This window comes from Anoxybacillus sp. FSL W8-0104 (genome assembly GCF_038004465.1).
GTDB lineage: Bacteria > Bacillota > Bacilli > Bacillales > Anoxybacillaceae > Anoxybacillus > Anoxybacillus flavithermus_G.
The window spans coordinates 2,584,101-2,607,870 of sequence record NZ_JBBOQU010000001.1 but is presented as its reverse complement, the minus strand read 5'-3'; the positions used below and the strand labels follow the sequence as shown (position 1 = coordinate 2,607,870).

The 23,770-nt window shown below is 41.5% G+C and carries 21 protein-coding genes and 1 pseudogene; 15 read left to right on the top strand and 7 right to left on the bottom strand.

Annotated features, from left to right (window positions below; genetic code table 11):
• The first annotated feature begins 328 nt into the window (after window positions 1-328).
• The 8 genes and pseudogenes from NST18_RS13905 to tagU all read left to right on the top strand — a co-directional run bounded on the left by NST18_RS13905 (window position 329) and on the right by tagU (window position 5,695).
• The gene (locus tag NST18_RS13905; protein WP_075039588.1) at window positions 329-1,678 is read left to right on the top strand and encodes an ISLre2 family transposase; all 1,350 of its coding nucleotides are present in this window, start codon (window positions 329-331) and stop codon (window positions 1,676-1,678) included.
• 174 nt (window positions 1,679-1,852) lie between these two features.
• Entirely contained in the window at window positions 1,853-2,134 is a 282-nt protein-coding gene (locus NST18_RS13900) for a hypothetical protein (protein ID WP_035018965.1), read from the top strand.
• Between the two features lie 125 nt (window positions 2,135-2,259).
• Window positions 2,260-2,498: pseudogene (locus tag NST18_RS13895) on the top strand (DUF6444 domain-containing protein); the annotation flags it as partial.
• Between the two features lie 211 nt (window positions 2,499-2,709).
• Window positions 2,710-2,835 (top strand): hypothetical protein, encoded by a 126-nt coding sequence (locus NST18_RS13890; RefSeq protein ID WP_004892823.1) that lies wholly within the window; start codon window positions 2,710-2,712, stop codon window positions 2,833-2,835.
• Window positions 2,836-3,051: 216 nt separating this feature from the next.
• Window positions 3,052-3,714 (top strand): dual OB domain-containing protein, encoded by a 663-nt coding sequence (locus NST18_RS13885; RefSeq protein ID WP_064214392.1) that lies wholly within the window; start codon window positions 3,052-3,054, stop codon window positions 3,712-3,714.
• A gap of 63 nt (window positions 3,715-3,777) precedes the next feature.
• Window positions 3,778-4,206 carry a DUF488 family protein, N3 subclade gene (locus NST18_RS13880; RefSeq protein ID WP_004892819.1) on the top strand — a complete coding sequence of 143 codons (429 nt, stop codon included), beginning with the start codon at window positions 3,778-3,780 and terminating at the stop codon, window positions 4,204-4,206.
• Between the two features lie 12 nt (window positions 4,207-4,218).
• Window positions 4,219-4,662 (top strand): DUF488 domain-containing protein, encoded by a 444-nt coding sequence (locus NST18_RS13875; RefSeq protein WP_035018959.1) that lies wholly within the window; start codon window positions 4,219-4,221, stop codon window positions 4,660-4,662.
• Between the two features lie 106 nt (window positions 4,663-4,768).
• Entirely contained in the window at window positions 4,769-5,695 is a 927-nt protein-coding gene (gene tagU / locus NST18_RS13870) for a polyisoprenyl-teichoic acid--peptidoglycan teichoic acid transferase TagU (RefSeq protein WP_340721567.1), read from the top strand.
• 51 nt (window positions 5,696-5,746) lie between these two features.
• On the opposite strand, the gene NST18_RS13865 is transcribed toward tagU, so the two are convergent.
• Entirely contained in the window at window positions 5,747-6,340 is a 594-nt protein-coding gene (locus NST18_RS13865) for a plasmid pRiA4b ORF-3 family protein (RefSeq protein WP_004892813.1), read from the bottom strand.
• A gap of 142 nt (window positions 6,341-6,482) precedes the next feature.
• Here NST18_RS13865 and NST18_RS13860 point away from each other — a divergent pair, with 142 nt between their 5' ends.
• The 3 genes from NST18_RS13860 (at window position 6,483) to galE (ending at window position 10,395) form a co-directional block, all read left to right on the top strand.
• Window positions 6,483-7,793, top strand: coding sequence for a UDP-glucose dehydrogenase family protein (locus tag NST18_RS13860; RefSeq protein ID WP_088223532.1), 1,311 nt, complete (start codon window positions 6,483-6,485; stop codon window positions 7,791-7,793).
• Window positions 7,794-8,053: 260 nt separating this feature from the next.
• Window positions 8,054-9,334, top strand: coding sequence for an RNA-guided endonuclease IscB (gene iscB / locus NST18_RS13855; protein WP_340721651.1), 1,281 nt, complete (start codon window positions 8,054-8,056; stop codon window positions 9,332-9,334).
• A 92-nt stretch (window positions 9,335-9,426) separates the two neighbouring features.
• Window positions 9,427-10,395 carry a UDP-glucose 4-epimerase GalE gene (galE, locus tag NST18_RS13850; RefSeq protein WP_004892806.1) on the top strand — a complete coding sequence of 323 codons (969 nt, stop codon included), beginning with the start codon at window positions 9,427-9,429 and terminating at the stop codon, window positions 10,393-10,395.
• A gap of 119 nt (window positions 10,396-10,514) precedes the next feature.
• On the opposite strand, the gene NST18_RS13845 is transcribed toward galE, so the two are convergent.
• Window positions 10,515-13,211: a DEAD/DEAH box helicase gene (locus NST18_RS13845; RefSeq protein ID WP_081254061.1), complete on the bottom strand. Its 2,697-nt coding sequence runs from the start codon at window positions 13,209-13,211 to the stop codon at window positions 10,515-10,517.
• Window positions 13,211-14,866, bottom strand: coding sequence for an SWIM zinc finger family protein (locus tag NST18_RS13840; RefSeq protein ID WP_004892801.1), 1,656 nt, complete (start codon window positions 14,864-14,866; stop codon window positions 13,211-13,213). Before NST18_RS13840 ends, NST18_RS13845 begins: the two co-directional genes overlap by 1 nt.
• A 176-nt stretch (window positions 14,867-15,042) precedes the next feature.
• On the opposite strand from NST18_RS13840, the gene NST18_RS13835 reads away from it, so the two are divergent.
• Window positions 15,043-16,137 carry a Fic family protein gene (locus NST18_RS13835; RefSeq protein ID WP_004892798.1) on the top strand — a complete coding sequence of 365 codons (1,095 nt, stop codon included), beginning with the start codon at window positions 15,043-15,045 and terminating at the stop codon, window positions 16,135-16,137.
• 177 nt (window positions 16,138-16,314) lie between these two features.
• Window positions 16,315-16,752, top strand: a complete 438-nt coding sequence (locus NST18_RS13830) for a VanZ family protein (protein ID WP_035018952.1) — start codon at window positions 16,315-16,317, stop codon at window positions 16,750-16,752.
• Window positions 16,753-16,760: 8 nt separating this feature from the next.
• Here NST18_RS13830 and NST18_RS13825 read toward each other — a convergent pair whose 3' ends face one another.
• Both NST18_RS13825 and NST18_RS13820 read right to left on the bottom strand, forming a co-directional pair.
• The gene (locus NST18_RS13825; protein ID WP_064214382.1) at window positions 16,761-17,744 is read right to left on the bottom strand and encodes a Gfo/Idh/MocA family protein; all 984 of its coding nucleotides are present in this window, start codon (window positions 17,742-17,744) and stop codon (window positions 16,761-16,763) included.
• Complete coding sequence (locus NST18_RS13820; RefSeq protein ID WP_064214381.1) at window positions 17,741-18,598, bottom strand: CvfB family protein; 858 nt, start codon at window positions 18,596-18,598, stop codon at window positions 17,741-17,743. Before NST18_RS13820 ends, NST18_RS13825 begins: the two co-directional genes overlap by 4 nt.
• Before the next feature lie 124 nt (window positions 18,599-18,722).
• Between NST18_RS13820 and NST18_RS13815 the strand changes: the two genes are divergently transcribed.
• Window positions 18,723-19,853 carry a YecA family protein gene (locus NST18_RS13815; protein ID WP_064214380.1) on the top strand — a complete coding sequence of 377 codons (1,131 nt, stop codon included), beginning with the start codon at window positions 18,723-18,725 and terminating at the stop codon, window positions 19,851-19,853.
• Between the two features lie 22 nt (window positions 19,854-19,875).
• Here the strand turns inward: NST18_RS13815 and NST18_RS13810 are convergent, their stop codons facing one another.
• A complete protein-coding gene (locus tag NST18_RS13810) occupies window positions 19,876-20,604 on the bottom strand; it encodes a hypothetical protein (RefSeq protein WP_088223529.1) in 729 nt (242 codons plus the stop codon).
• Window positions 20,605-20,803: 199 nt separating this feature from the next.
• Here NST18_RS13810 and NST18_RS13805 point away from each other — a divergent pair, with 199 nt between their 5' ends.
• Entirely contained in the window at window positions 20,804-23,077 is a 2,274-nt protein-coding gene (locus NST18_RS13805) for an S-layer homology domain-containing protein (RefSeq protein WP_128356502.1), read from the top strand.
• Window positions 23,078-23,104: 27 nt separating this feature from the next.
• On the opposite strand, the gene NST18_RS13800 is transcribed toward NST18_RS13805, so the two are convergent.
• Window positions 23,105-23,665: a hypothetical protein gene (locus tag NST18_RS13800; protein WP_064214379.1), complete on the bottom strand. Its 561-nt coding sequence runs from the start codon at window positions 23,663-23,665 to the stop codon at window positions 23,105-23,107.
• Window positions 23,666-23,770: the final 105 nt, after the last annotated feature.

Below are 23,770 nucleotides of genomic sequence, written 5' to 3'. Positions count from 1 at the left end.
GACGGAGATGGGAAACATTGACCAATCGATTGCACGAACATTGAAATGGGCAAGAAAATTAGTGATTGATATATTGCTGAAAAGAGAAAATGCCATTGCGTTTGACCCACCTTAATAAAGAGAAATGTTTAAGCAGCAATTTGCTAAATCAGGCTGCTGTTTTTTGTGGTATGAGTAAAATGTTTGTGGGAGAAAAAAAGACAGGTTCCTGATTTGGTATAATAAGGAACCTGTCAGATATGTAAGCAAAATAGATGAAAAACGGGCTCTCCTCCTGGTAAGGTAGTAAGTGCGAAAAAAAATACAACCAAAGAAAGGAGTGGAGCCCATGCAGGATTATATCACAAACGGCTTGACATTAAAAGAGATCGAACAGTCTTTATTTAGACATATGCAAAAACAATATGGTCATCTCCTTCAACAGGTGTTGGAGGAGATCGACCGCACATTGGCAGAACAGCGGGACAAGAAACGATATGCGCTCAAAGATAAGCGGACGATCCGACTCCAAACGCTATTTGGAGAGGTGGAAGTGAAGCGAAACTACTACTTTGACCGTGAAAAAAAGGTGTATACGTCTTTACTCGATGTCTTTCTCCAGTTCGATGGGGCGCATGGAGTGAGTCCGCTATTAGAGGAGACAGCGATTCATCTCGCCGTGACGGGTTCTTCGTATCGACAGGCTGCGCAGTCGCTTGAAAAGCTGGTGGGGTATGCATGTATGAGTCACGAAACGATTCGCCAGTCCATCATCGAGGCAGAGGTGGAAGGGCACCGTGCGATGGAGAAAAAAGGGCGCGTGTTTTTTATCGAAGCAGACGGGTTGTACGTGAAACGTCAACGAAGCCGCATCAAAGGAAAAGAAGAAAAGATCATCACGATTCACCAAGGATGGGAGAAAAACGGGAAACGCGTATCCTTAGTGAATCGACGGTATATGGTTCATCAAACGAATGAACCGATTTGGGAAGCTGTAGAGAATTTTCTGATGAAGGAATACAGCTATGATCCGTTTGAGGATTGGGTGGTCATCAATGGAGATGGAGCCCCATGGATTACAGCGTGTCGAGAATATTTCGGGGACAGGGGGTACTTTCAGCTTGATCGGTTCCATGTGGCAAGAGAGATTCGTCAATTGTTCCGAGGTCATGCGAGATATCGGGTGATTCGAAAGAAGTTAGCATCATGGGATGAAGAAGGTGTGTTACGAGAACTCACAAGTGCCATCGGTACGTTAGAACATGAGGAGAAGGAAAAGCAACTCGAGGCGCTTGTTCGTCGAATCGAGGAGATACCAGGATGTTTACGTGACTATCGCGTATGGTTGAAGGAAAAAGGGATTGACACGACAAACATGAGGGCGATGGGGAGTGCGGAAGGAACGATGCATGTGTTTGCGAAACGAAGTAAAAACGGTCGAAGTTGGAGGGATGCAGGGATTGAAGCGATGTTGCGAGCGATCGTCGCGATAAAAGATACGTTACTCATTCGGACACGCGATGGAGTGATGTATGGCGTGGAAGAACGAGAAGAAACGAAACGAGAAACGATCGTGAAAAAGGCACTGAAGCGCGTGCAAACGCAAATGACAGAAGTGGTACGAGATAACATCCCATACCTTCGCCAATCTTCAGGGACACCGATTTACGAGGCATTGCAAGCATTGAAAGGTTTTTAAAACGAGAGAAAACGCACATACCTACAGGATGAGAGTAAGTAAAAGCGCTTACATATAACGATTTTATAAAACCATATATAACCAAAAAAATCGGTCGAGAAAAAAATCTCCCACAAAGTCTTGACTCAAACTTTTTTGTGATAATATTCTAAATAAAGAAGGGAGGAGTGTAGAATGAGAGAAGAAGAGTTTCGAAGATTCTTAATGAACGACAGCAATATAAAAAGCAAAGTGAAAGCAGTTCATTCAAGAGTAGCAAAGGCTTTAAGGGTCGAACGAGAGCTGAACGTCAATTTAGATGATATTGTGAAAAATGATGAAGCCATGTATCATTTGTTGCTGCAAATTCAAGAAAGGCTTAATGATAAGCTATATCATAATGCTTATCAAAATGCGGTGCGAAAATATTATTTGTTTGTGAACGGAAAGGAGTTTCCGAGATTAAGGCGATATTAACAAGATGCAGTCAGAGTTTGCGGGTAACTATTCAGCCCGTACATAGAAAAAATTTACGAGAGCCGGTTTGTTCGTACCTTCCTTGTCTATACGAATTACCATCATAGACATGGGAGGTGAACACAATGGCAAATGTTGCTTTTGGCTTCCAAGAAGCGGTCTTCACACTCGAAAGCATGGTGGCAAACATCGAACGTCAAGCCCAGACCATCGAAAAACTCATCAACGAAAATAAACAGTTAAGACAAGAAAACCAGCAATGGAAAGCACGTATTGCAGAATTAGAAGCCCGTACGAAAAAAACAGTACGAATAGTCATTTTCCGCCGTCCTCTGACCGGTTTGGGGCGAAATCTCCTTCTAGGTTTGGTGCCTGTCACCACCCGAATTGTTTGAAGGAACGCGGTATTATTCGCATGAAGAAGGTTGGAGCGTATCGGATGAGCTGTTTGCAAACTGTCTTTGCTTGCCATCGGGTTCAAGTATGACGATTGAGGAACAACAACGAGTTATTGATGTAATTACAAGCCTCTTGCTTAAATAGGTGGGCGGCTGATTTTTTTATTGCATCGAGGGATGAAAGTGCAGACAAAAGCCGTACAAATAGAAATCGAGCAATTTAAACGCATTTTAATTGAAGCGTACGAACGAGGGCAGTCGAATGAAGTGACAGCCAAAGAGATGGTTCAAGAATTGGCATAGAAGTTATGTGTAGATGGTGAAAAATAAGTTATTATTAGATTTTATAGGAATTTAATACTGTCACGTTTTTTAATTGTGTGTCTTTTCATCCGTTTGCTAACAATTAAAACAAACGTGAAAAATCTTTTTCTAAACGATTGCAGGATATTTTATTTTTAGATCGAATAGTCTTAATATTCTGTATATTTTTTATGGGATGATAAGGGGATGGTTAGTTTGAATAGGCCATTGAAAATAATCATTCTAGCTATTACACAAACATACGAGCGTTACTGTGTTGCAGGGATGACTGAACGTGGACAATGGATCAGACCATTGCCCCCTGATCATCGTTTTTGGGCAAGCTACAAATATGATGATGGTACGTTCATTAAGCCGGGAGACATATGGGAGGTCACCGACTATGTCAAATATAATGATCCTACTTCACCGGGGCATACGGAAGATATTCGAGTACTGAGCTATGAATCCTTATACAAATGCGGGGAATTAAACAATACTGAACTATGTGCATTTGTTAAGCAGCATCTCGAAAGTGAGCAAACACTACATGATACGCTAAATGCTAACGGACGATCGTTATGTTTAATCAAAGTGGATGATATTTGGAAAATAGAAGGAGCGAACCGTATTTGCTTTACAATGAATGCCAAAGAATATCGGAACAATACTTATAAAGAAGGTTATCCGGTAACAGATTTAAAATGGCGTTCCGTTTTTCGCTCTCATCGCTCGATATCCTTTAAAGGGTTTCAAAATTTATATTTGTGTATCGGATTGGCACGAACAGAACCGAATAAGAATATTACACGTGAATATCCGATGGTTATTAGTATTATCACAAATCCCTTTGTGGATTATCCGCCGCAATACCCATAATGGAAGTGGATATTTACGCTTGCTTAATGGTATACTTAATGTAAAAAGAAGGGGGAATGGTGAATGAGGGAACTAAAGGGAAAGTTATACACCTCAAATATCGAAGGATTAAAGTATGCGCCCCCTCATGCAGAAATATGGCAAATTACACGTGCTGGTCATAATATCACAGGTGCTATTGTTGTCCGTAGTTTGTCACCTTCCCCTCAGTTGTTTGAGCGTTACCTAAGGGAGTGGAAAGGGACACAAACGAATGAGTGGTGGCCTTTATATGAAAATGCCTTTCTTTCTGAACTAAGAGAAGAAGAAAAGCTAAAGTCGCTCCGAGATATTTATAAAAAATTGCTTCTAGGGAAAGATATTGTACTCCTTTGTTTTTGCCCGGATCATCGTTATTGTCATCGCCGTTTAGTGGGGGAGTTTTTTAAGCCGTATGGAGTTGAAGCGGTGGAGTTAAATCCTATGAAAACAGAGCAATTAAGTTTGTTTTAGGTGAGTGAAAAAATGAAAGCGAAAATTTGCACAATTGGGTTTGCGAAGAAACCGTTGCGAACGTTTGTGGAACTTTTAAAACAAGCAAATGTTCAAGTAGTTATTGACACACGTTTGCATAATACGTCGCAATTATCGGGATACGCTAAAAAAGACGATTTAGCATTTATTTTAGAAATATTAGGTATTGGTTATATTCATGATCCCCTTCTTGCCCCCACGGAGGAAATTCTCAAAGCGTATAAAAACAAGGAGATGGCTTGGGGAGATTATGAGGAGAAATATGTAGAGTTATTAAAAATGAGAAAAGTAGAGCAGTCCCATCAAGATCTCATCGCAAAGAAAACGGTTTGTCTACTATGTAGTGAACACGCCCCACATTACTGTCATCGTCGTTTATTAGCAGAGTACTTGCGAAAATTTTATTCGGATATAGAAATTGTTCATTTAATGTAGAGAATGAAATTAGTTATAAAAGGATGTACAAACTTTCTCTTCCCCTTCGTCGAGCTATATGATATCCTTCACATGAAAATAACTTCATGATAAGAGGAAGATGTAGATGAAATCGGAACGAAAAAGGGTAAAACGTATATGGATCGGAGCAATTGTTTTATTTCTTGCGTTGGTAGGGGCGTATGCATTTTCTGTTTACTATAAACTACAACAAACGATCAGCGAAATACACGAACCTATTCAACGTGAACATTCAGAGGAACGCCCAGAGGAGCTATCATTTACAAAGCAACAACCGATCTCGATTTTGCTTATTGGGGTAGATGAACGAAAAAATGATCGCGGTCGGGCAGATTCGTTAATTGTGATGACAGTAAACCCGAAAAAGCAGTCGATAGAAATGGTAAGCATTCCGCGAGATACACGCACATTGATTGTCGGTAAAGGGAAAGAGGACAAAATTAACCACTCGTATGCTTTTGGCGGGGTGGAAATGACGCTTGCGACAGTTGAACAATTTTTAGACATTCCAATTGATTATTACATTAAAGTGAACATGGAAAGCTTTAAAGATATCGTAGATGCCGTTGGTGGTGTTACAGTAAATAATGCTTTTGCATTTGAATATGAAGGAGAGTCGTTCCCTAAAGGAGAAATTACTCTAAATGGAGAAAAGGCATTAAAATACGCTCGTATGCGCTATGAAGACCCACGTGGCGATTTTGGCAGACAAGATCGCCAAAAACAAGTGATTGAGGCCATTATTAAAAAAGGAGCTAGCTTCTCTTCTCTTACAAACTATGGTGACATACTTGAAGCGATAGGAAAAAATATAAAAACAAATTTGACATTTGACGACATGAAACAAATTCAAGCGAACTATAAAGAAGCACGACGTCATATCGAGCAGCTACACATACAAGGAAAAGGTCAAAAAATAAACGGGATCTACTATTTGATTGTACCAGAGGAAGAACGTATAGCCATTTCGCAACGGTTAAAGGAGCATTTGGAGATACAGAAAAGGGGCTGACCGAAAAGACCGCTAAAAAGCGGACTTTTGAGTCAGCCCTAAAAAATGCATTTATTTGAATTTGATTGTTGCTAGTCTTCCGTTTACTTCCTCTATATCAAAATATTCCGGATCAAAGTCGTCTCCGTACCATTCATCATACCACTCGAGAAACTCTTCCCGTTCTTGTTTTCTTGTATCGTTTTGCATCATATCAATTACATCTTGGTAGCCCCAAACGCCACCGACATCTTCTGGTGGGCATGCTCGTTTTCCTTTAATGCAAATGGGATGTGGCAATGGTTCCGTTCGTTTTTCAATTTTTTCTAATGTAATAACATGATCCCAATTGTCCCCAAAGTCATACGTATATAAAACTTTGTCTTTTTCTTGACTTAAATATGTTTTTATCCGCACTTTTTGAGAATTGAGCATATCTTTCCAAGGGTGTGAAAAATCATCCAGAGGATGTGGTACATCGATGATCGCGTCGCCCGTTTCAAATTGATATAAGTGATAGTTTTTCCAACCCATTGCTTCTTGAATGATCAGATGAAGTTGATCGAATGTAATATTGCTTGGAATAAGTACACGTCGCCAAATGGGAGGACGAATACCACGCAAGGCGATTTTTAATTGGTAAACGGTTTGTTTTTTCTGCAACACTTTCTCCTCCTTTCTTTTACTATAATGATAGACGAGTTTCTATGTTTTTATAAGAGAAATCTTTCATTTTTTTCGATAGCCGTATCGTGCAAAAATGCTCACGTTTGTGTAAACTGAAAAAAAACGTGCACGGAGGTTGGCTATGAACATTGTCGTTGTCGGAACAGGATATGTGGGCTTAGTGACAGGTGTGGCGCTTGCGCATATCGGACATCGGGTGACATGCGTTGATGTCGATAAAGAAAAAGTTGAGCGGATGCGACAAGGGATCTCACCGATTTATGAGCCGGGCATTGAGCCGTTAATGAAAGAAAATATGGAAGCGAATCGGTTGTTTTTTACGACAGATGGTGCGAGTGCATATCAGGAAGCGGATGTGATTTATATCGCGGTCGGCACGCCTGAAAATGAAGATGGCTTTGCGGATTTAACATATTTAAAGCAAGCGGTGAGAGACATTGCTTCGGCGGTGACGAAAGACGTGATCGTCGTCACGAAAAGTACGGTGCCAGTTGGGACAAATCATGAAATACAACGTATGTTTAAGCAGCTCGTTCCACATGTGCATATCGATGTCGTATCAAATCCAGAATTTTTGCGTGAAGGGTCTGCGATTCATGATACGTTTCATGGCGACCGCATTGTGATCGGTGCGGATGATGAACGGGCAGCAGCGGTCGTTGCCGATATTCATCGGCCATTTGGCATTCCGATTTTTCACACGGATATTCGCAGTGCAGAAATGATTAAATATGCTTCAAACGCCTTTTTGGCGACGAAAATTAGTTTTATTAACGAAATTGCGAACATATGTGAAAAAGTTGGGGCAGATGTTGAACAAGTAGCAGCGGGAATGGGAATGGATCAACGCATCGGTTCATCGTTTTTACGCGCAGGTATCGGTTACGGCGGGTCTTGTTTTCCGAAAGATACGAAAGCGTTAGCGAAAATTGCGGCAAATATTGATCACGATTTCGAATTGTTGAAGGCAGTGATTGAAGTAAACAATAAGCAACAACGCAAGCTAATTGAAAAAGCGAAAAAAAGATTTGGGCATCTCGCAGGGAAAAAAATCGCTCTTCTCGGTTTATCGTTTAAGCCAAATACAGACGATATGCGGGAAGCTGCATCGCTTGTCGTTGCGCGCGAGCTGCTTGCGGAACAGGCAACTGTTGTTGCTTATGATCCGATCGCGATGGGGAAAGCGGCACATGTGTTGCCGAAGGAAGTCATATATGCAAGCAGTGTGGAGGAGGCGTTACAAGATGCTGATGCGGCAATGATTTTAACGGAATGGGATGAATTTCGCCAGCTGGACTTATCTGTATACGTTAACGAAATGAAAACGCCGATTATTTTTGATGGGCGCAATTGTTATGCGCTTCACGATGTAGCGCGCTACCCAATTGAATATTACTCGATCGGACGAAAACCGATAACGAATATAAAATAACTCCATCTTTCCTATATATGTCAACAACCCAATGACTAAAGTCATGGGCTTGTAAGCCCCATGTTGACCAGACCAAGGCTTGAAACAGAGCCTACGTTATAGATGTCATGACACGTTCGGGTGCTTCTCCAGCCCGTTCCTCTGTCGTGCAAGGTTAAACAAGCGTGGTGGGTAGCGCTAGTGTCTTGCACATAACAAGCATCTATAACATGGTCGAGGAGAATATGACCTGCTTTATGCAGAGGAAAGGGGAGAACCCTATGGTTTTTGTGTTAGACACAAACAAACGTCCGCTTGCTCCTTGTCACGAAGCAGTTGCGAGAAAGCTGTTGAAACAAGGAAAAGCAGCGATCTACAAACGCTATCCATTTACGATTATTTTAAAAGAAATTGTCGATAATTTTCGACCGAAAACACCGTATCGGCTCAAAATCGATCACGGAAGCAAACACACAGGACTTGCGATTTTGCGAGGACAAGAAGTGGTATGGTTAGGGCAACTTGACCATCGCACAGACATCAAGGAAAGAATGGATAAAAGGCGTGCTTTCCGTCGAGCAAGACGAAATCGAAAAACTCGATACAGAAAACCACGTTTTCTTAATCGTAGGAGAAAAGACGGGTGGTTGCCGCCATCACTAGAGAGTCGCGTGCAAAATATCCAAACATGGGTTAACCGCCTAAAGAAATTATGCCCCATTGGGTATATATCATACGAAAATGCCAAATTCGACACGCAACTCATGCGAAATCCTGAAATCAATGGTGTAGAGTATCAACAAGGCACGCTACAAGGATATGAAGTACGGGAGTATTTGCTTGAAAAGTTTGGGCGGAAGTGTTGTTATTGCGGAAAAGAAAATGTTCCACTTGAAGTGGAGCATATCATTCCAAAATCGAGAGGTGGAACAGACCGAGTGGATAACCTATGTCTTGCCTGTCATGACTGTAATCAGCGCAAAGGAAGTAAGACAGCAGAAGAATTCGGGTATCCGCACATTCAAAAGCAAGTCAAAGAATCATTAAAAGATGCAAGTGCTGTCAACTCGACAAGGTGGAAAGTGTATGAAGTGTTAAAACAAAGCGGATGCGAAGTAGAGTGTGGAACAGGTGCACGAACGAAAATGAATCGTATTCGTTTAGACTTGCCGAAAACACATTATTTTGACGCTTGTTGTGTAGGCGAAAGCACACCAAATCACTTATATTTCAAAACAAAAGAAGTGTTATTCATTAGAGCAAAGGGGCGTGGTAGTCGTTCACGCACAAACCTAGATAGATATGGCTTCCCAAGAGGTTATCTTGCAAGACAAAAGTTCTTCTTTGGCTTCCAAACAGGGGACATGGTTAAGGCTGTTATCCCAAGAGGGAAATATCAAGGCGTTTGGTTTGGCGAAGTATCATGCAGAAAGACTGGAAGTTTCGATATTAAAGGTAAGGACGGAAAGCGTATCGCACAAGGAATAAATTATAGATATGTCCAAGTCATTCAGCGATTCGACGGATACACATATCGAAGGGAGGGAATGAACATTGCGTAAGGTGCAATTCCTCCCCGTGCCTAAAGGCAGGGGCTTCCTTGCGTAAGTTTCGTGATAAAATTGAAGTGTATGACAAGGAAAGGAGATATTGTATGATTTTAGTCGTTGGTGGTGCGGGATATATCGGCAGCCATGTGGTAAAGAAATTAGTTGAAACGAAGCCGATCGTCGTGCTCGATAATTTATCGACAGGGCATCGTCATCTCGTGGACAAACGAGCGGTATTCGTTCATGGCGATTTAGGCGATCGGACGACGCTTGTACGCATTTTTGAAAAATATCCAATCGATGCGGTGATGCATTTTGCGGCGAATAGTTTAGTAGGCGAGTCGGTCGTTGAGCCGATGAAATATTATAAAAACAATGTCGCAGCGACGCTGACATTATTGGAAACGATGATGGAATATGGTGTCAAACGTTTTATTTTTTCATCGACAGCGGCTGTATACGGCATTCCAAACGTTGATCTTATTACGGAAGATTGCCCGACAAACCCAATTAATCCGTACGGTCGCTCGAAATTAATGATCGAGCATATGCTTTCAGACTTTGCCTCGGCGTACGATTTACGCTACGTCGTGTTGCGCTATTTCAACGCGGCAGGTGCGCATGAAAGCGGTGAAATCGGGGAAGATCATCATCCGGAAACGCATTTAATTCCGCTTATTTTGCAACATTTGCTCGGATTGCGTGATAAAATTTCGGTGTTTGGCACAGATTACGATACGCCAGATGGCACATGTATTCGCGATTACATTCATGTGACCGATTTAGCGGAGGCGCACATTCTCGCGCTGCACGCCCTTCTTTCGGACGAGAAAAAGACAGCGACATACAATCTTGGCAACGGGCTCGGATATTCGGTTAAAGAAGTGATCGATATGTGCGAGCGTGTGACGGGGAAACAGGCGACGATCGAATATACGGAGCGCCGCCCGGGAGATCCGGCTCGACTCGTCGCCTCGTCTGAAAAAATTGCTCGTGAACTTGGCTGGAAAGCGACGCGCTCGCTCGAAGACATTATCGCAAGTGCATGGCTTTGGCATAGAAAACAAAAATAAACAGCCGGTCGCGTCGGCTGTTTATTTTTTTCGTTCTTCTAGTTTTTTGGCCATTTGTTCAAGCAGTTTTTCCCATAATGTTTGTTGCTTCGTTCCTTTTTTCTTTGCCATATTTCACCTCATGAAAGCGTAAATAGTTCACGTAATTGTTCGTTGGACAGTTCGGTAATCCACGTTTCACTTTGGATGAGCTGTTCATTGAGCGACTGCTTTTTCTCAAGCATATCATCAATTTTTTCTTCAATTGTGCCGGTTGTAATGAATTTATGCACATGAACAAATTTCGTTTGCCCGATGCGATATGCTCGGTCTGTCGCTTGGTTTTCAACGGCCGGATTCCACCAGCGGTCAAAATGAATGACGTGGTTGGCGGCTGTTAAGTTTAGCCCTGTTCCGCCCGCTTTGAGCGATAAAATGAATATATGAAACTGTCCGTTTTGAAATTGTTCAATCATTTCATCGCGCGTTTGTTTTGGCGTGCTGCCGTTTAAAAAGACGACCGTTTCTTTTAGATGAGAAGCAAGAATATGTTGAATCATCTCGCCCATTTGAATGTACTGGGTAAAGATTAAGCAACTTTCCCCGTTTTCGCGAATTTGCCCGACAAGTTCAAGCAGCTTTTCTACTTTATGCGATCGCTCGACGATTTGCTTCGGATGTTTTTCTTTTAAGTATAGTGCTGGATGGTTGCATAGTTGTTTTAAGCTGTTTAACATTTGTAAAATGATGCCGCGTCGCGCAAACCCATCGACTTGTTCGAGTTTTTCAAGCGACTGTTGCACAATTTGTTCATATAAGGATGCTTGCTCGACGGTGAGCGGGCAATATTCTTTTTGTTCGAGTTTATCCGGCAAGTCGAGCGCAATACGTTCGTCTGTTTTTGTTCGCCGCAATAAAAATGGACGAATAAGCTTTTGTAAACGTTCGGTCGCTTGCTTATCGCCATTTTTCTCAATTGGAGTCGCAAATTGGCGCTGAAACTCGGTTTGCGATCCTAAATAGCCCGGATTTAAGAAATGGAAAATGCTCCAAAGTTCGTTTAGTCGATTTTCAATCGGTGTGCCGGTGAGCGCAATTTTATGACGCCCTTTTAGTTTACGAATGGCACGCGCTTGTTTCGTTTGGGCATTTTTAATGTTTTGTGCTTCATCTAAACAAATGACATCCCAATCGATGCTTGCGAGGTCGTCGAAATCTAAATGAGCCAAACTGTATGATGTAATGACAAGATCACAGCTTTTTGCTTTTTCGATAAACGTATCTCCATGTCCACGAGTGGATCCGTGATGAACGTAGACGGTTAAAGACGGAACGAATTGCTGACATTCTTTTTGCCAATTGCCGATGACGCTCGTTGGACAAATAAGTAAAGCAGGGCCGTTTCGTTTCTCGTTTTCTTTCACATAGGCGAGATAGGCTAGCATTTGTATCGTTTTCCCAAGACCCATATCGTCTGCTAAACAGCCACCAAAACCGAGCTGGCGTAAAAAGATGAGCCAGTCGACGCCTCGCTGTTGGTATGGACGTAACGTGCCATGGAACGTGCTCGGAATGGTGACGTTTGGGATATGGTCAATGTTTTTCATTTTTCGTACGAGTGTGGCAAACGAGCGATTTAGTTCAATGTCAATCGCTTCATCGTCTTCATGTTGTTCGTTTGTTTTTTCCGCGAGCGTTTGCATCAGCACGTCACGAAGCGATAAACCTTCTTGTTTCGCTCGTTTCATTAGCTTTTGTACGTGTTGAATGACGGCAGGGTCAAGTTGCACCCATTGATCGCGAATGCGCACGAGGCGGCGCTTTTGTTCGACGAGTTCCGCGAATTGCTGCTCCGTTAGTTCGATGCCGTTTGTAGCGATGCGCCAGTCGAAATCGACGAGTGCATCAAGCCCGAATACAGATGTCGCCGATGATTTCACTCGTGCTTTTACACGAAGGCGCGCTTGTTTGACGACTTCCCACCATTCTGGAACAATAACGCGCACACCCGCTTCGGTGAGTTCGATTGTCGCTTCCACTAAAAAGCGCAACGCTTCTTCTTCGTTTAGTTGCGTGCGCAGCGCCCCATTTTCGCTTAGCCATGGAACGATCGTTTGCCAGCGTTGTTGAGCTCGTTCGATATGGTTAGCGTACGCTTGCCAAGCTTTCGGCATATGCGGATACACGGTGATGTCGTTTGTTGTTGCGTCGATGAGCACCGTTTCGAGCGGCCACGCCCCTCCGTCTTCCTCTGGTTCGTTTAAACGAATGGCGACGATAAATGGTGGGCGGTTTTTGTCCCAGCCGATTTCTGTTAGCCATTCGTGCTCGTCTATAAATGGTGTAGCGTCGCCTGAAATAAGCGGATATGTTTCAATGATTTGTTGCCACGTTTGTTTTAGCTCCACGTCCGATTGAATCCAGTCATTGATTGCTTCGGAACGCCAAACGGATACGAATGGATGATCGTCCGCTTCTGTTCCTTTCCATCCGAAGCGCCCGTTTTTCCATGCTTCAAAGTCAGGCATAAACTGCTTTTGTTCGATATGTCCCATGATTTGTTTTGCCCATGTTTGAAATTGTTTGCTTTGTTCGTCCCATATCGTGTCGATGAATGCGTTTGTCGATGGATAAGCAAAAAACGTAAGCGCCTCCCATGGCGAAAGAAGGACGCCAATATGGTTTCCGATTGTATCAACTGTCGCAAATGTCCCGTAAAACGTTTCTTCATGCCAACAAAAGACGAGCTCTTTCCACTCATCTGGGTGCGCATCATCACTATAAATGAAAAACTGTTTCTGTTCTTCAAGCCAGCGGCTTTTTAGTTCAAGTTGCATCATATGAATTTCCCTTTCCGTAATAAATCTTGAAAGGCACGTAATCGTTTTGTTTGTTCAGCGAGTTTTGTAATATATGTTTCCCAGCGAGGCATTTGTTTTAAGGCGCGGTAATGGGCGCGCAGTTTTCGTAAATGTTTTATTGCTTGTTCATATGCGCTCCGATTTTTTTGTTCAATATAATGCATAATCGTTTGGTGATACAAAGGAAGAACGAGCGAACGATCCGCTTGTTCGACTGCTTTTAAATGGAGCGGGTGAATCATATCGACGGTTGTTTTTTCAAGCATATATAATTCAATAAGCTCTTTCCATTTTTGTTCATCAAATAAGTAATCGATGTACGTATAAAAGCTGTACGGAAGCAGCTTTTGAAGAAGCTGTTCGTACCGTTCGGTTTGTTCATTTTTTGTAGCGATACGATATTGGACATAGGCAGATAATACATGTTGAACAAACCACTCACGTTCGGTGATATGAAGCGAATATAAGTATGTTTCCACATTTTGTTCGAGACGATGAAACCACTCTACTCCACGTTGAATTTGTTTTTTGGCAAATGACATATGCATAAAACGGACGATATGTTCCGTTGCTAAGTATGGAAACGGTTCAATGAGCTGATACGCACGATGATCGTTTTCAAGCAAAAACGATACATAAGAAGCTGCGCCGATAAATGGTATTTTTTCTTCTACGGTTTGTTTCTTATTCAACTGTTCAATCGCCCATGTACATTCCTCTTGGCGATATGTTTCGTCGGTCAATACGGTTGTCCATATGATTTCGTATACATCTAATATTTGTCTAAAGTACGTTAATTCGCCTGACAATACGTTTCTTACGTATGGGATAGTAGCGTATAAAAGTTGTTCATGGCTTTTTGTACGCGGTTTTTTCGCTAAATTTATGAGCGCTTGTTGTACGGTTGAAGAAAATTGTTCCACATGTCGCTCTTGCATGATCGCGAAGTAGCCCCATGATTTTTGCGGAATATGAACAAGTTTAATAAATGTAAATAAGGCGGCATGGACATAATATAAATGGTCTAAAAACGATGCTTTAGATGTCGGACGTTCAAATGTTGGGAAAAACGATTGAACGAGCCTGCGCATATGTTCTTCTTCCGTTATATTGTATAGCGGGATGCGGCGATATTTTTCTTCAAACGATTGCCACCACGCGTCAACGATATTTGCGTTGTTTGACGTATTGCTTCTATTTTTCTCGTTTAGCTTCTGTTGCTGAACGGTTTGTTGTTTCACTTGTACGTCTTTTTGTTTTTCATTGCTTTCGGCTTTTTTTCGTTTTGTCGCTGGTTCTTTCCATGTTCTAATTAAATTCCCGACTGCATCAATTTGATTGTATGCATATAAAAATAACGCAACATTGTGCGGACATAGACCGACGGTTGTGCAAGTGCATGATGATCCTGCCGCCTGCTTTAACCGAAAAGATGGCTCATATGTATGTCCCTTATCTGTTACTTTCCCTTTCAGCACATTGTCCTCAATTGTCACGTTATACACATGCCCAGTACGGTACAATTGCCATGCTCGTTTAATGATGTCGCTATGTTTTTTGTACGGTAGCAGCTTCATCAAGCGTTCAGCCGCTTTTGTCATCACTTCGGACGATAGCATCGTCTGCAACATATGTAAATTACTCCTTTTCGTTCATTTGTCCTCATTTTAGCATGCTCTCTATTTGTTTACAAATAGTGAGTAAAGGGATATAATAATCATATATTTGAAAAAGTGAATGTAAAATAGGTTTTTTTAGTTTTTAAAAAATATTTTTATCTTTAAATGAACGTAAGAAGGTGGACGAATTGAGAAGAAAACCGTTTGAGCCCCCAATGTTACCGTTGCAAGATGGCGTGATAGACCAATTGAAGTTTATCCACGAACTAATTGACGCGAACAAAAGCATTGTAGAATATGAAACAATGTTAAAAAACTCTAAATTACATCCGAAATTTTTACTTCGACCAGTTATGTTGAAAGAAGCTGTTCAATCAACAAAGCTCGAAGGAACACAGGTGACATTGGATGATGTCATGGAAGTAGAAGCGGAAACGAAGAAAGTAAATAAAGATATTCAAGAGGCGTTAAATTATTATGAGGCACTAATAAAAGGGATGGATTTTTTGCAGCGCATTCCACTTTCCAATCGTTTATTTAAATATTTGCATGAAATTTTATTATCTAATCATGTGAGAGGTGCTAATCGCGCGCCAGGAGAGTTTAGAAAAATTCAAAATTTCATTGGACCAGAAGGGTGTACCATTGAAACGGCAACATATGTTCCACCGGAACCTCACCTTGTTTACGACTACATGAGCAATTTGGAAAAGTATATAAACGAACCAAAAGACGATTTTGATGAACTTATTCGTGTTGCGATTATTCACGCGCAATTTGAAACGATTCACCCTTTTTTAGATGGGAATGGAAGAATTGGACGTATCTTAATTCCTTTATACTTGTATAGTAAAAAAGTGATTGAGTTTCCAAACTTTTTTATTAGTGATGTACTGGAGCGGGATAAACATAAGTATTACCGTTTTTTAAATGAGATACGATATGAAGGGAATTGGAATCAATGGATTCGCTTTTTCTTACAATGTATAAAAGTACAGGCGAAGAAGAATGTCCAGCTTATTCAAGATATAAACGAGCTATACGAAAGAGATTTAGATGTAGCAAGTAAATTGATCAACAGTAGCCATGTTCGTCATATAATGAATGTCATGTTTCAACGTCCGATTTTTACAGTCAAAACTATTGTCGAGCTGACAGGCATGAGCGAAAGTACTGTCCGAAGATATGTGAACAAATTAGAGCAACATCAATTAATTTTCTCAAATGGAAGAATGCGCTCGAAAACATATTATTATTATAACTTACTTGACTATCTTCGCTAAATTTTCAGTGGAGAACGTAAGAGGAGCATTTCATTATGAATGTTTCGGATCAGCTAGTCGGCCACAAGACACGATCCCCCTCATTAGTATGGGAGGGCTTTTTTGTTGTACAGAAGGGGAAAAAGTGATAAAATGGTATTAATATTTCCATATATAGAAATAGAAAGGGTCTGAATGATGACTAAAACAAATCGTATGATATGGTGGGGTCTTGTCGTTGCATGGTGTGCGCTTATTTACTATTTTACCGAGTCTCCGCTATTTACCGGGGAGCAAACAGCGCAATGGATTCGTCGTTTTCTTGAATATGTTGGCATTCATACGAACCATCCTGTGAGCGACGGATTATTTTCATGGAATCTTATTGTTCGAAAATGTGCGCATATGACGGTATTTGGAATGTTTGCGTTTTTTGCATGGAAAGCAACGGCTTCATACCGTGTCGCTTGGTTGTTGACGCTTTTTTGCGCCATGTTCGATGAATGGCATCAATCGTTTCAACCGAAGCGAAAGGCGCTATTTTCTGACGTCATCATCGATATGATCGGGGCGACGATTGTGATCGGGGCGACGATTGTGTTATGGATGGTTTGGAAGGCGAATAAGCGAGCATAGACGCTCGCTTATTTGTCAGCAGGAAATACAATGCCTGTTTGTTTTCTTGCTTCGTCCATCACTTTCATTGTCGCAAGCGAATGGGCGTGTGAATTAATTGTAGATTCCTTCTCTCCCCGTTCGATGAGTGACATAAATTCAAGCGCCTCATAGTACATCGGCTCGTACGGTTGCGGAACGGTGACGTCTTCAATGCGCCCGTCACGGTAATGAATATGTACGCGCGTTGGTGTATGAATCGCATCGATGACGATTGTCCCTTCTTCTCCTTGAATTTCGGCAGGAGCATACGAGTTTGCGATTTTGGAATACATAACGATCGCATCCATCTCGCCGTAATCGAGCATGATGCTTCCTTCGCCATCTACACCCGACGATAGGCGAACGCTATGGGCTTGAATGGCTTTCGGTTCGCCAAACAAAACAACGAGCGGATATAAACAATAAACGCCAAGGTCCATCAATGCGCCGCTTGAAAAGGCAGGGTTAAAGGCGTTTGCGACTGTTCCTTGCTTAAATGCATCGTAGCGCGAAGAATATTGGCAATAGCTTGCGACGTAGCGACGGACGCGCCCGATTTTCGGCAAATGGTGTTGAATCGCTTGAAAGTTTGGTAAACACGTCGCCTTCATCGCCTCCATCAACACGACACCATTTTTTTGTGCCGCCTCAATCATCGCTTCCACTTCTTTGGCGTTAGAAGCGAGCGGTTTTTCACAAATGACATGTTTGCCGTGATTCATAAGCGTGATTGCTTGTTCGGCATGAAACGCATTTGGACTTGCGATATATACCGCATCGACGTTTTTGCTTACTGCAAGTTCATGTAAGTTTGTAAACGTTTCGGTTGCCCCTGTTTTTTCAGCAAAGGCGTTTGCGGTTTCTTTTTGTCGAGAATAAACAGCTTGTAAATGAAACGAAGGCACTTGTTTGGCCGCGCGAATAAACGCTTCTGTAATCCAATTTGTTCCGATTGTTGCAAAGCGAATCATTCATTTTCTCTCCCTTTGATATATGTCCAACCATCTTGTTGGTACACTTTTTCTTCTTTCATTAATCGTCCAAGCGCGCGTTTAAATGCCGCTTTGCTCATATGAAAGCGGGTTTGAATGTCTTCTGGGTCGCTTTTATCGCTATATGGCATCGCACCGCCACGGCTTTCAAGGTAGTTGTAGATCGTTTCTGCATCTGTTTGTAAACTTTCTTGTTTGCGCGGAAGTAACGAAACGTTAATCGTCCCATCTTCTTTCACAGCGATGATGCGCCCTTCGACAAGTTCACCGAGGCGTGGTTCTTGTCTTCGTTGTGATTCGTGAATAAATCCGATATATCCGACATCTGTAATGAGAAACGATCCTGCTTTAATAAGGCGATAAATGCGTCCGCGCACGTTCGTGTTGAACGCAGAAGCGGGAGCGGGAACGCTTATTTGTTTCATCGTTTCTTCATCCGCGAGTTTCGCGAGGAGGCGACCTCGTTTATCTACTTGAAGCGAACAGTATAACTGATCTCCTTTTTCCGGCCAAAGTGTCGGAATGGACGGTAAGTCATCGACCGATAATAACACGTCTTTTTCAATGCCGATATGAACGAAAACGCCGAGCTGTGGTACGACGTCGACGACTTCAACCCAACCGTATGATGACGTCGTAATGAGCGGGCGCTTCATCGTTGCACGCATCCGTCCATCATGATCGTGATATAAAAATACGGTCACATCATCCCCAACTTGTAACTCGCCTTCACATTGACTTTCATGAAGTAAGGCGCTTTCTTTTCCATTCGTGACGATGTAGCCGAACGGTTTTTGTTCTTTTACTTGCCATATTACGATTTGTCCAATCATTGCTCTCTTCCTTTTTTATAGCGTTTAATGCTTATTCTACACGATTGCAAGGAAAGACACAAAGGGATGTATCTTCTTTCCTTTTGACGTGTTACAATAAAGAAAAAGTGTTGAGGTGGGGAAAATGAGTAAAGTAGCACGAAATGCGTTATGTCCGTGCGGAAGTGGAAAAAAGTATAAACATTGTTGTGGGAATAATGTTGTGTCGATGCATGAGCTTATCGATCAAGACGTTATTCACCATATGCACGATCTCATTCACTATGCTACATTTGAACACGAATCGTTTTTGTATCGAACGGTTCAAAAACATATGATCGTAGAACAAACGGACGAAGATACAACACCTGTGTTTCGCTTTTTCATTAGTATGTGGGCAATGTTTTTCAAAAAGGATGCACATGGGATGACGATTTTCGATTACTATTTGCGCACGCTTCGTAAGCAGGCAATTCGGCCGACTGTATATAGCATCATTCAGTCGTGGCGTCAAGCGTTCCCAACGTTTGTTTGCATTGATGAATTGCGCGATTCGTATGTTGTCGTAACAGATTTATTAACTGGGGAAACGAAACATATGAAACTACTTGATATGCCGGATGAGTTCGAGTTGGAAGAAGGACAAGCGTTGGCAGGAATTTTTGTACCACATGGTCAATATATCGCTTGTTTTGGAACATTTTTTCCTCTCCCGGTCGTTTTAACCCGTCCGTTATACGTATACATACAAGATGTTTGGAAAGCATGCGGCGAACAATATGAACGATGGATTGAGACGTATCCAGAAACGTTTCAAAAATCATTACGTTTAACGATGTTTGACGTCGAAAGTTTATCGCCAAAACAAGAACAAGTGTTTATATTATTTGAACAAAACTTTCCGAAAAAAGATTTGTCCATTCTTGATACCGCTCGTCTCATTTGGGTGGAATATTGTCGTCTGTACAATCCGACGATTCGAAAGCCAGAAGTGTACGCAGCAGCGCTTCATTACATTATGGCTGATGCGATTTTGCATGAATGGATTCCACAAAAACAACTTGCTGAGCAATACGGCATTTCTGCGAGTACGTTATCGAAACGGATCGATACGTTTTACGATGCGTTTGAAGACATTGCCGAACAAATTCACGACCAACTTGATGACTTATTTACTGACTGGGATGATGACGACTGGGATGAAGATGACTGGGATGATGACGACTGGGACGATGAGGACATCTTTGAAGTATGTGAAGATTGTGATGAAGAGTAAAAGGGAGCGAATCGGCTCCCTTTTACAGTTTGCTCAACGCTTTTTTTAATAGCGCGTTGCGTTGCGTTGATTTTTGTTGTTCGTATGTTTCACGAAATTCTTTCGCATGATTTGGGCTAAAGCCATTCTTTTTTAATTCGTTTTCTAGTGCGTTGTAAATGACGTTGAATGCTGCATCTGTTTTTGCCTCAAGCTCTTGGGCAGCTGTGTTGTATTTGGAGAAGAAGTAATTAAATGATACCGATTGTCCATTTGCTTTTCTTTCTTTGTACTCTCCAATTGCGTGATCGACAAGCGCGTCAATTTTAGCATTCGCTTGCTGTTGGAGGAGTTCAAACGACGGACGATACTTTTCTTTAATGCTTGCGACCGTTACTTGTTGGACGGGTTCGTTTGTTTTGTTTTCTTCATTTGTATCATTTTGTTTGTTTGATTCGCTTTCGTTATTTGTTCCTTTTTCATCGGATGGCGACGATGACTTGTTTTCCTCCTCATGTTCTGTTTCATTGTTGTTTGCTTGACTATTTGTGTCGTCTTGCTTCTTTGTTGTGGATGTTTGCTCGTTTCCTGACGCAGATGACCCGCTGTCATCAGGCAACACAATTTCATATTCTTCTTCTACAATTTTAGCTACTTCTTTGTCTTCTTTTTTCAAATCTACTTTTTTATTTGTAAGAAAATAATAGTATCCTCCTGCACCACCAAGAAGCAAAACGATGATGCTAAGTGAAATGACGATCCACTTTTTCACTTGACTGATCTCCTTTCTCTTTGTTCCGCTATGTTTATCATACACGATTTTATAGGACAATGGACATAAAAAATGTAACCAAGCTGGAAATATGTCTTGATATCGTCATACAATTGAGTTACTATAAACTTATGGAAAAAAAGATAGATTACGGTTGTTAGTACTTTCATATTTACATATATTTAAATGAGGTGATGAAATGAAAAAATATCTATGGAGTCAAAAAGCGTTGCGGGCGATGATTGCTACGACGGTTGCTTTTACCCCAGCGGTTGCGATTGGTGGACAAGCTACACATGTTGAGGCGGCGCAAACAGTCGATCAAAAAATTAATCAGCTAGCTAGTCGGTTTTATATTTTTTACAAAAATGCTGATGCGACGACTTTGGAAAACGCAAAAAATAATATCAACAATATTCAATACTCTCATATTTCAAACGCTGTTAATGGGCTATCGTTACATGGATCGAATAAACAAAATGCACTTGTTGAACTTATTAAAGGTGTAGCCGATCTCATCTATACGAAACATGCGGATTCGGCTGATCTTGCGCAGGCGGTAAAAAACTTCCGTACAAATTATGCAGATGAGTTTAATACGTTATTTGATGAAACAAACAACGTCACAGCGGATCAACTCGTTGATTTCGTATTAGCCATGGAGTCTAACTTAGAAACAGCTATTATGCAAAATGCAACACGATCGAATGTATCGTACTCGGCGATCATTCAAACAGCTGTTCAAAATACGTTAAACACAGGAAATTTTGCTACTTTACAAGGTAAGCTCAATTCTATTGGTTTGTCTGTTGAGAAGTTATTCGAATTGCAATCGAATTTGAATGATCAAGTTATTGATACAAATAAACAAGCACGTTCCACAATGCTTCAAAGTGCATTTACGGAGAAGGGTGCGATAATCGCTAATGTAGGAAATGCATATGAACTTCGTGTTCCAATTGTTCAAGGAAGTACCATAACAGTTAGCTTAACAACATCCATTCAATGGGATACATCGAACCCAACGATTGCAACCTTCAGTGGCAACGTCTTGACTGTCCATCAAACAGGGACGATTGATGTTTTTGCTAAAATTGATGGAATAACAATCGCTAAAAGGACAGTCTCAGTTACGGCTGGTAGCACAGGTGGTGGTAGCACAGGCGGCGGTAGCACAGGTGGTGGTGGCGGTAGCACAGGCGGTGGTTCAGTTGTAACTCCTCCAAGTACAGGCGTAGACAATGGAAAAGTAAATGTTGGCCAAGATGCAGTAACGACAAAAGAGCAAACAAACAGCAAAGGACAAAAAGAAAAAGTAACCGAAGTGAAAGTAGATAAAATTGCAGACATCGTTAATCTTGTTTCAGCTCAAAATAAAGAAATCGTGTTAGGCGTTGGTGCGCTTGGAGCGAATGAAGTGGCAAAGGCGGAAGTACCAGCAAAGCTATTTGCGGATGTAGCGGCAAAAGAGGCAAAAGCGATAGTGAATGTTCAAACAGATAAAGCATCATATAAGTTACCTGTGGCGGAAATTCAAGCGAAGCTTACCGAAATCGCGCAAAAGCTAGGTTCAAGCATAGATAATATAAAAATCGTTATTGAAATGACGAAAGTCAATCCGCCTCAAGGAGTAACTGCGGTATCGGATGCGGTGGAGTTTAACGTTGTTGCTACAGCAAACGGAAAAAGCGAAACGATTACACGGTTTACGCAATATGTGGAACGTGAATTAAAGGGATCGAAAGTATTTGTTCCACAACGTTCGGTAGCTGTGCGTGTTGATGCAAACGGCAACCTCGTCTCTGTGCCAACGGTGTTTAACGGTGACAAAGCTACCGTGAAATCGTTAACTAACTCAACATATGTTGTTGTTGAAAATCATAAGACGTTTCTGGATGTAGACGGTGGAAAAACATGGGCTGAAGCGTATGTTGAGGCGCTTGCATCTAAGTACATTATTAAAGGAAAGACAGATCAAACGTTTGCACCAAAAGAAAATATGACACGTGCGCAATTTGCTGTTTTACTTGTTCGTGCGCTTGGATTGCCGAGTGAGACATATGATAAACGGTTCAAAGATGTGAAAGGAACAGAATGGTTCAACGAAAATGGCGAGCTTGCTGCGGCGGTGAAATATGGCATTATTCAAGGAAAAGGTAATGGTGTATTTGCACCGAATGCGCCAGTAACTCGTGCGGAAGCTGCGGTCATGCTAAAACGAGCGTTAGAACTTTCTTTCTTGGACTATGACATGACGCAATTAAATACGTCGAAAAAAGTGACGGATTTCGAAGATGCTGCGCATATTAAGTCGTGGGCAAAAGACGGTGTAGAAAAAATGTATCAAGCTAACATTTTTACAGGTCGGGAGAACGAACGTTTTGTACCGAATGGTTATATGACACGCGCGGAAATTGCCAAAGCGTTAGTAAAGTTTTTAGCATCTGCGAAATTAATGAACGATGTACAATAAAAAAGGGAGCGAATCGGCTCCCTTTTTTTAAATGAGTTCAATTCCTTCTAAAATCATGCTTGCGAAAAAGCCGCTGATGTGATGAAGTGCTTCAAGCACCGCTTTTGGATCGGCATGGAAAAAGTCTTTCATCATCGACTGATTTTGTTCGTGAATAAATGCGAAAATGAAATCTGTCTTGATTCGATTGCTTAGTAAGACAGGGCAATAGCTCAGTTCAAGCTTACGTTTTATATTTCCTTCGTCGCCGAAATGTTTGCGATACACTTCACGCAACGTTGGCAATTGTTCTTGAATTTTTTCATGCGCATCTGTTAACCATGCTTGCACGGCTTCAGCAGGTGGAAATTGTTTATGAAGCAAAATGAGCTCAAAGATTTTGTTTAATGCAAAGCTTGACTCTGTCGCAAAAGCGACGTTCGTCAACAATAACGAAACGTATTCTTCTTCTGTTTTTGTTTCCATGCGCATTTTCATAAAAATTTCTAATATTTCCGAGTGTACTTTCGTCTTCGTCCAATCTTTTGTTAATTGTTGAACGAGAGCCATTACCGTGCGATTGACGGTATCGTTTGTCCATTGTTCCATGGCGTATGCAACCCTTTCTTATGTACATATGTATACCATTAGTTTACCAATGTTATGACAAAGAAGAAATAGTCAATTGTTATATTCATGTGATATGATTAGTAG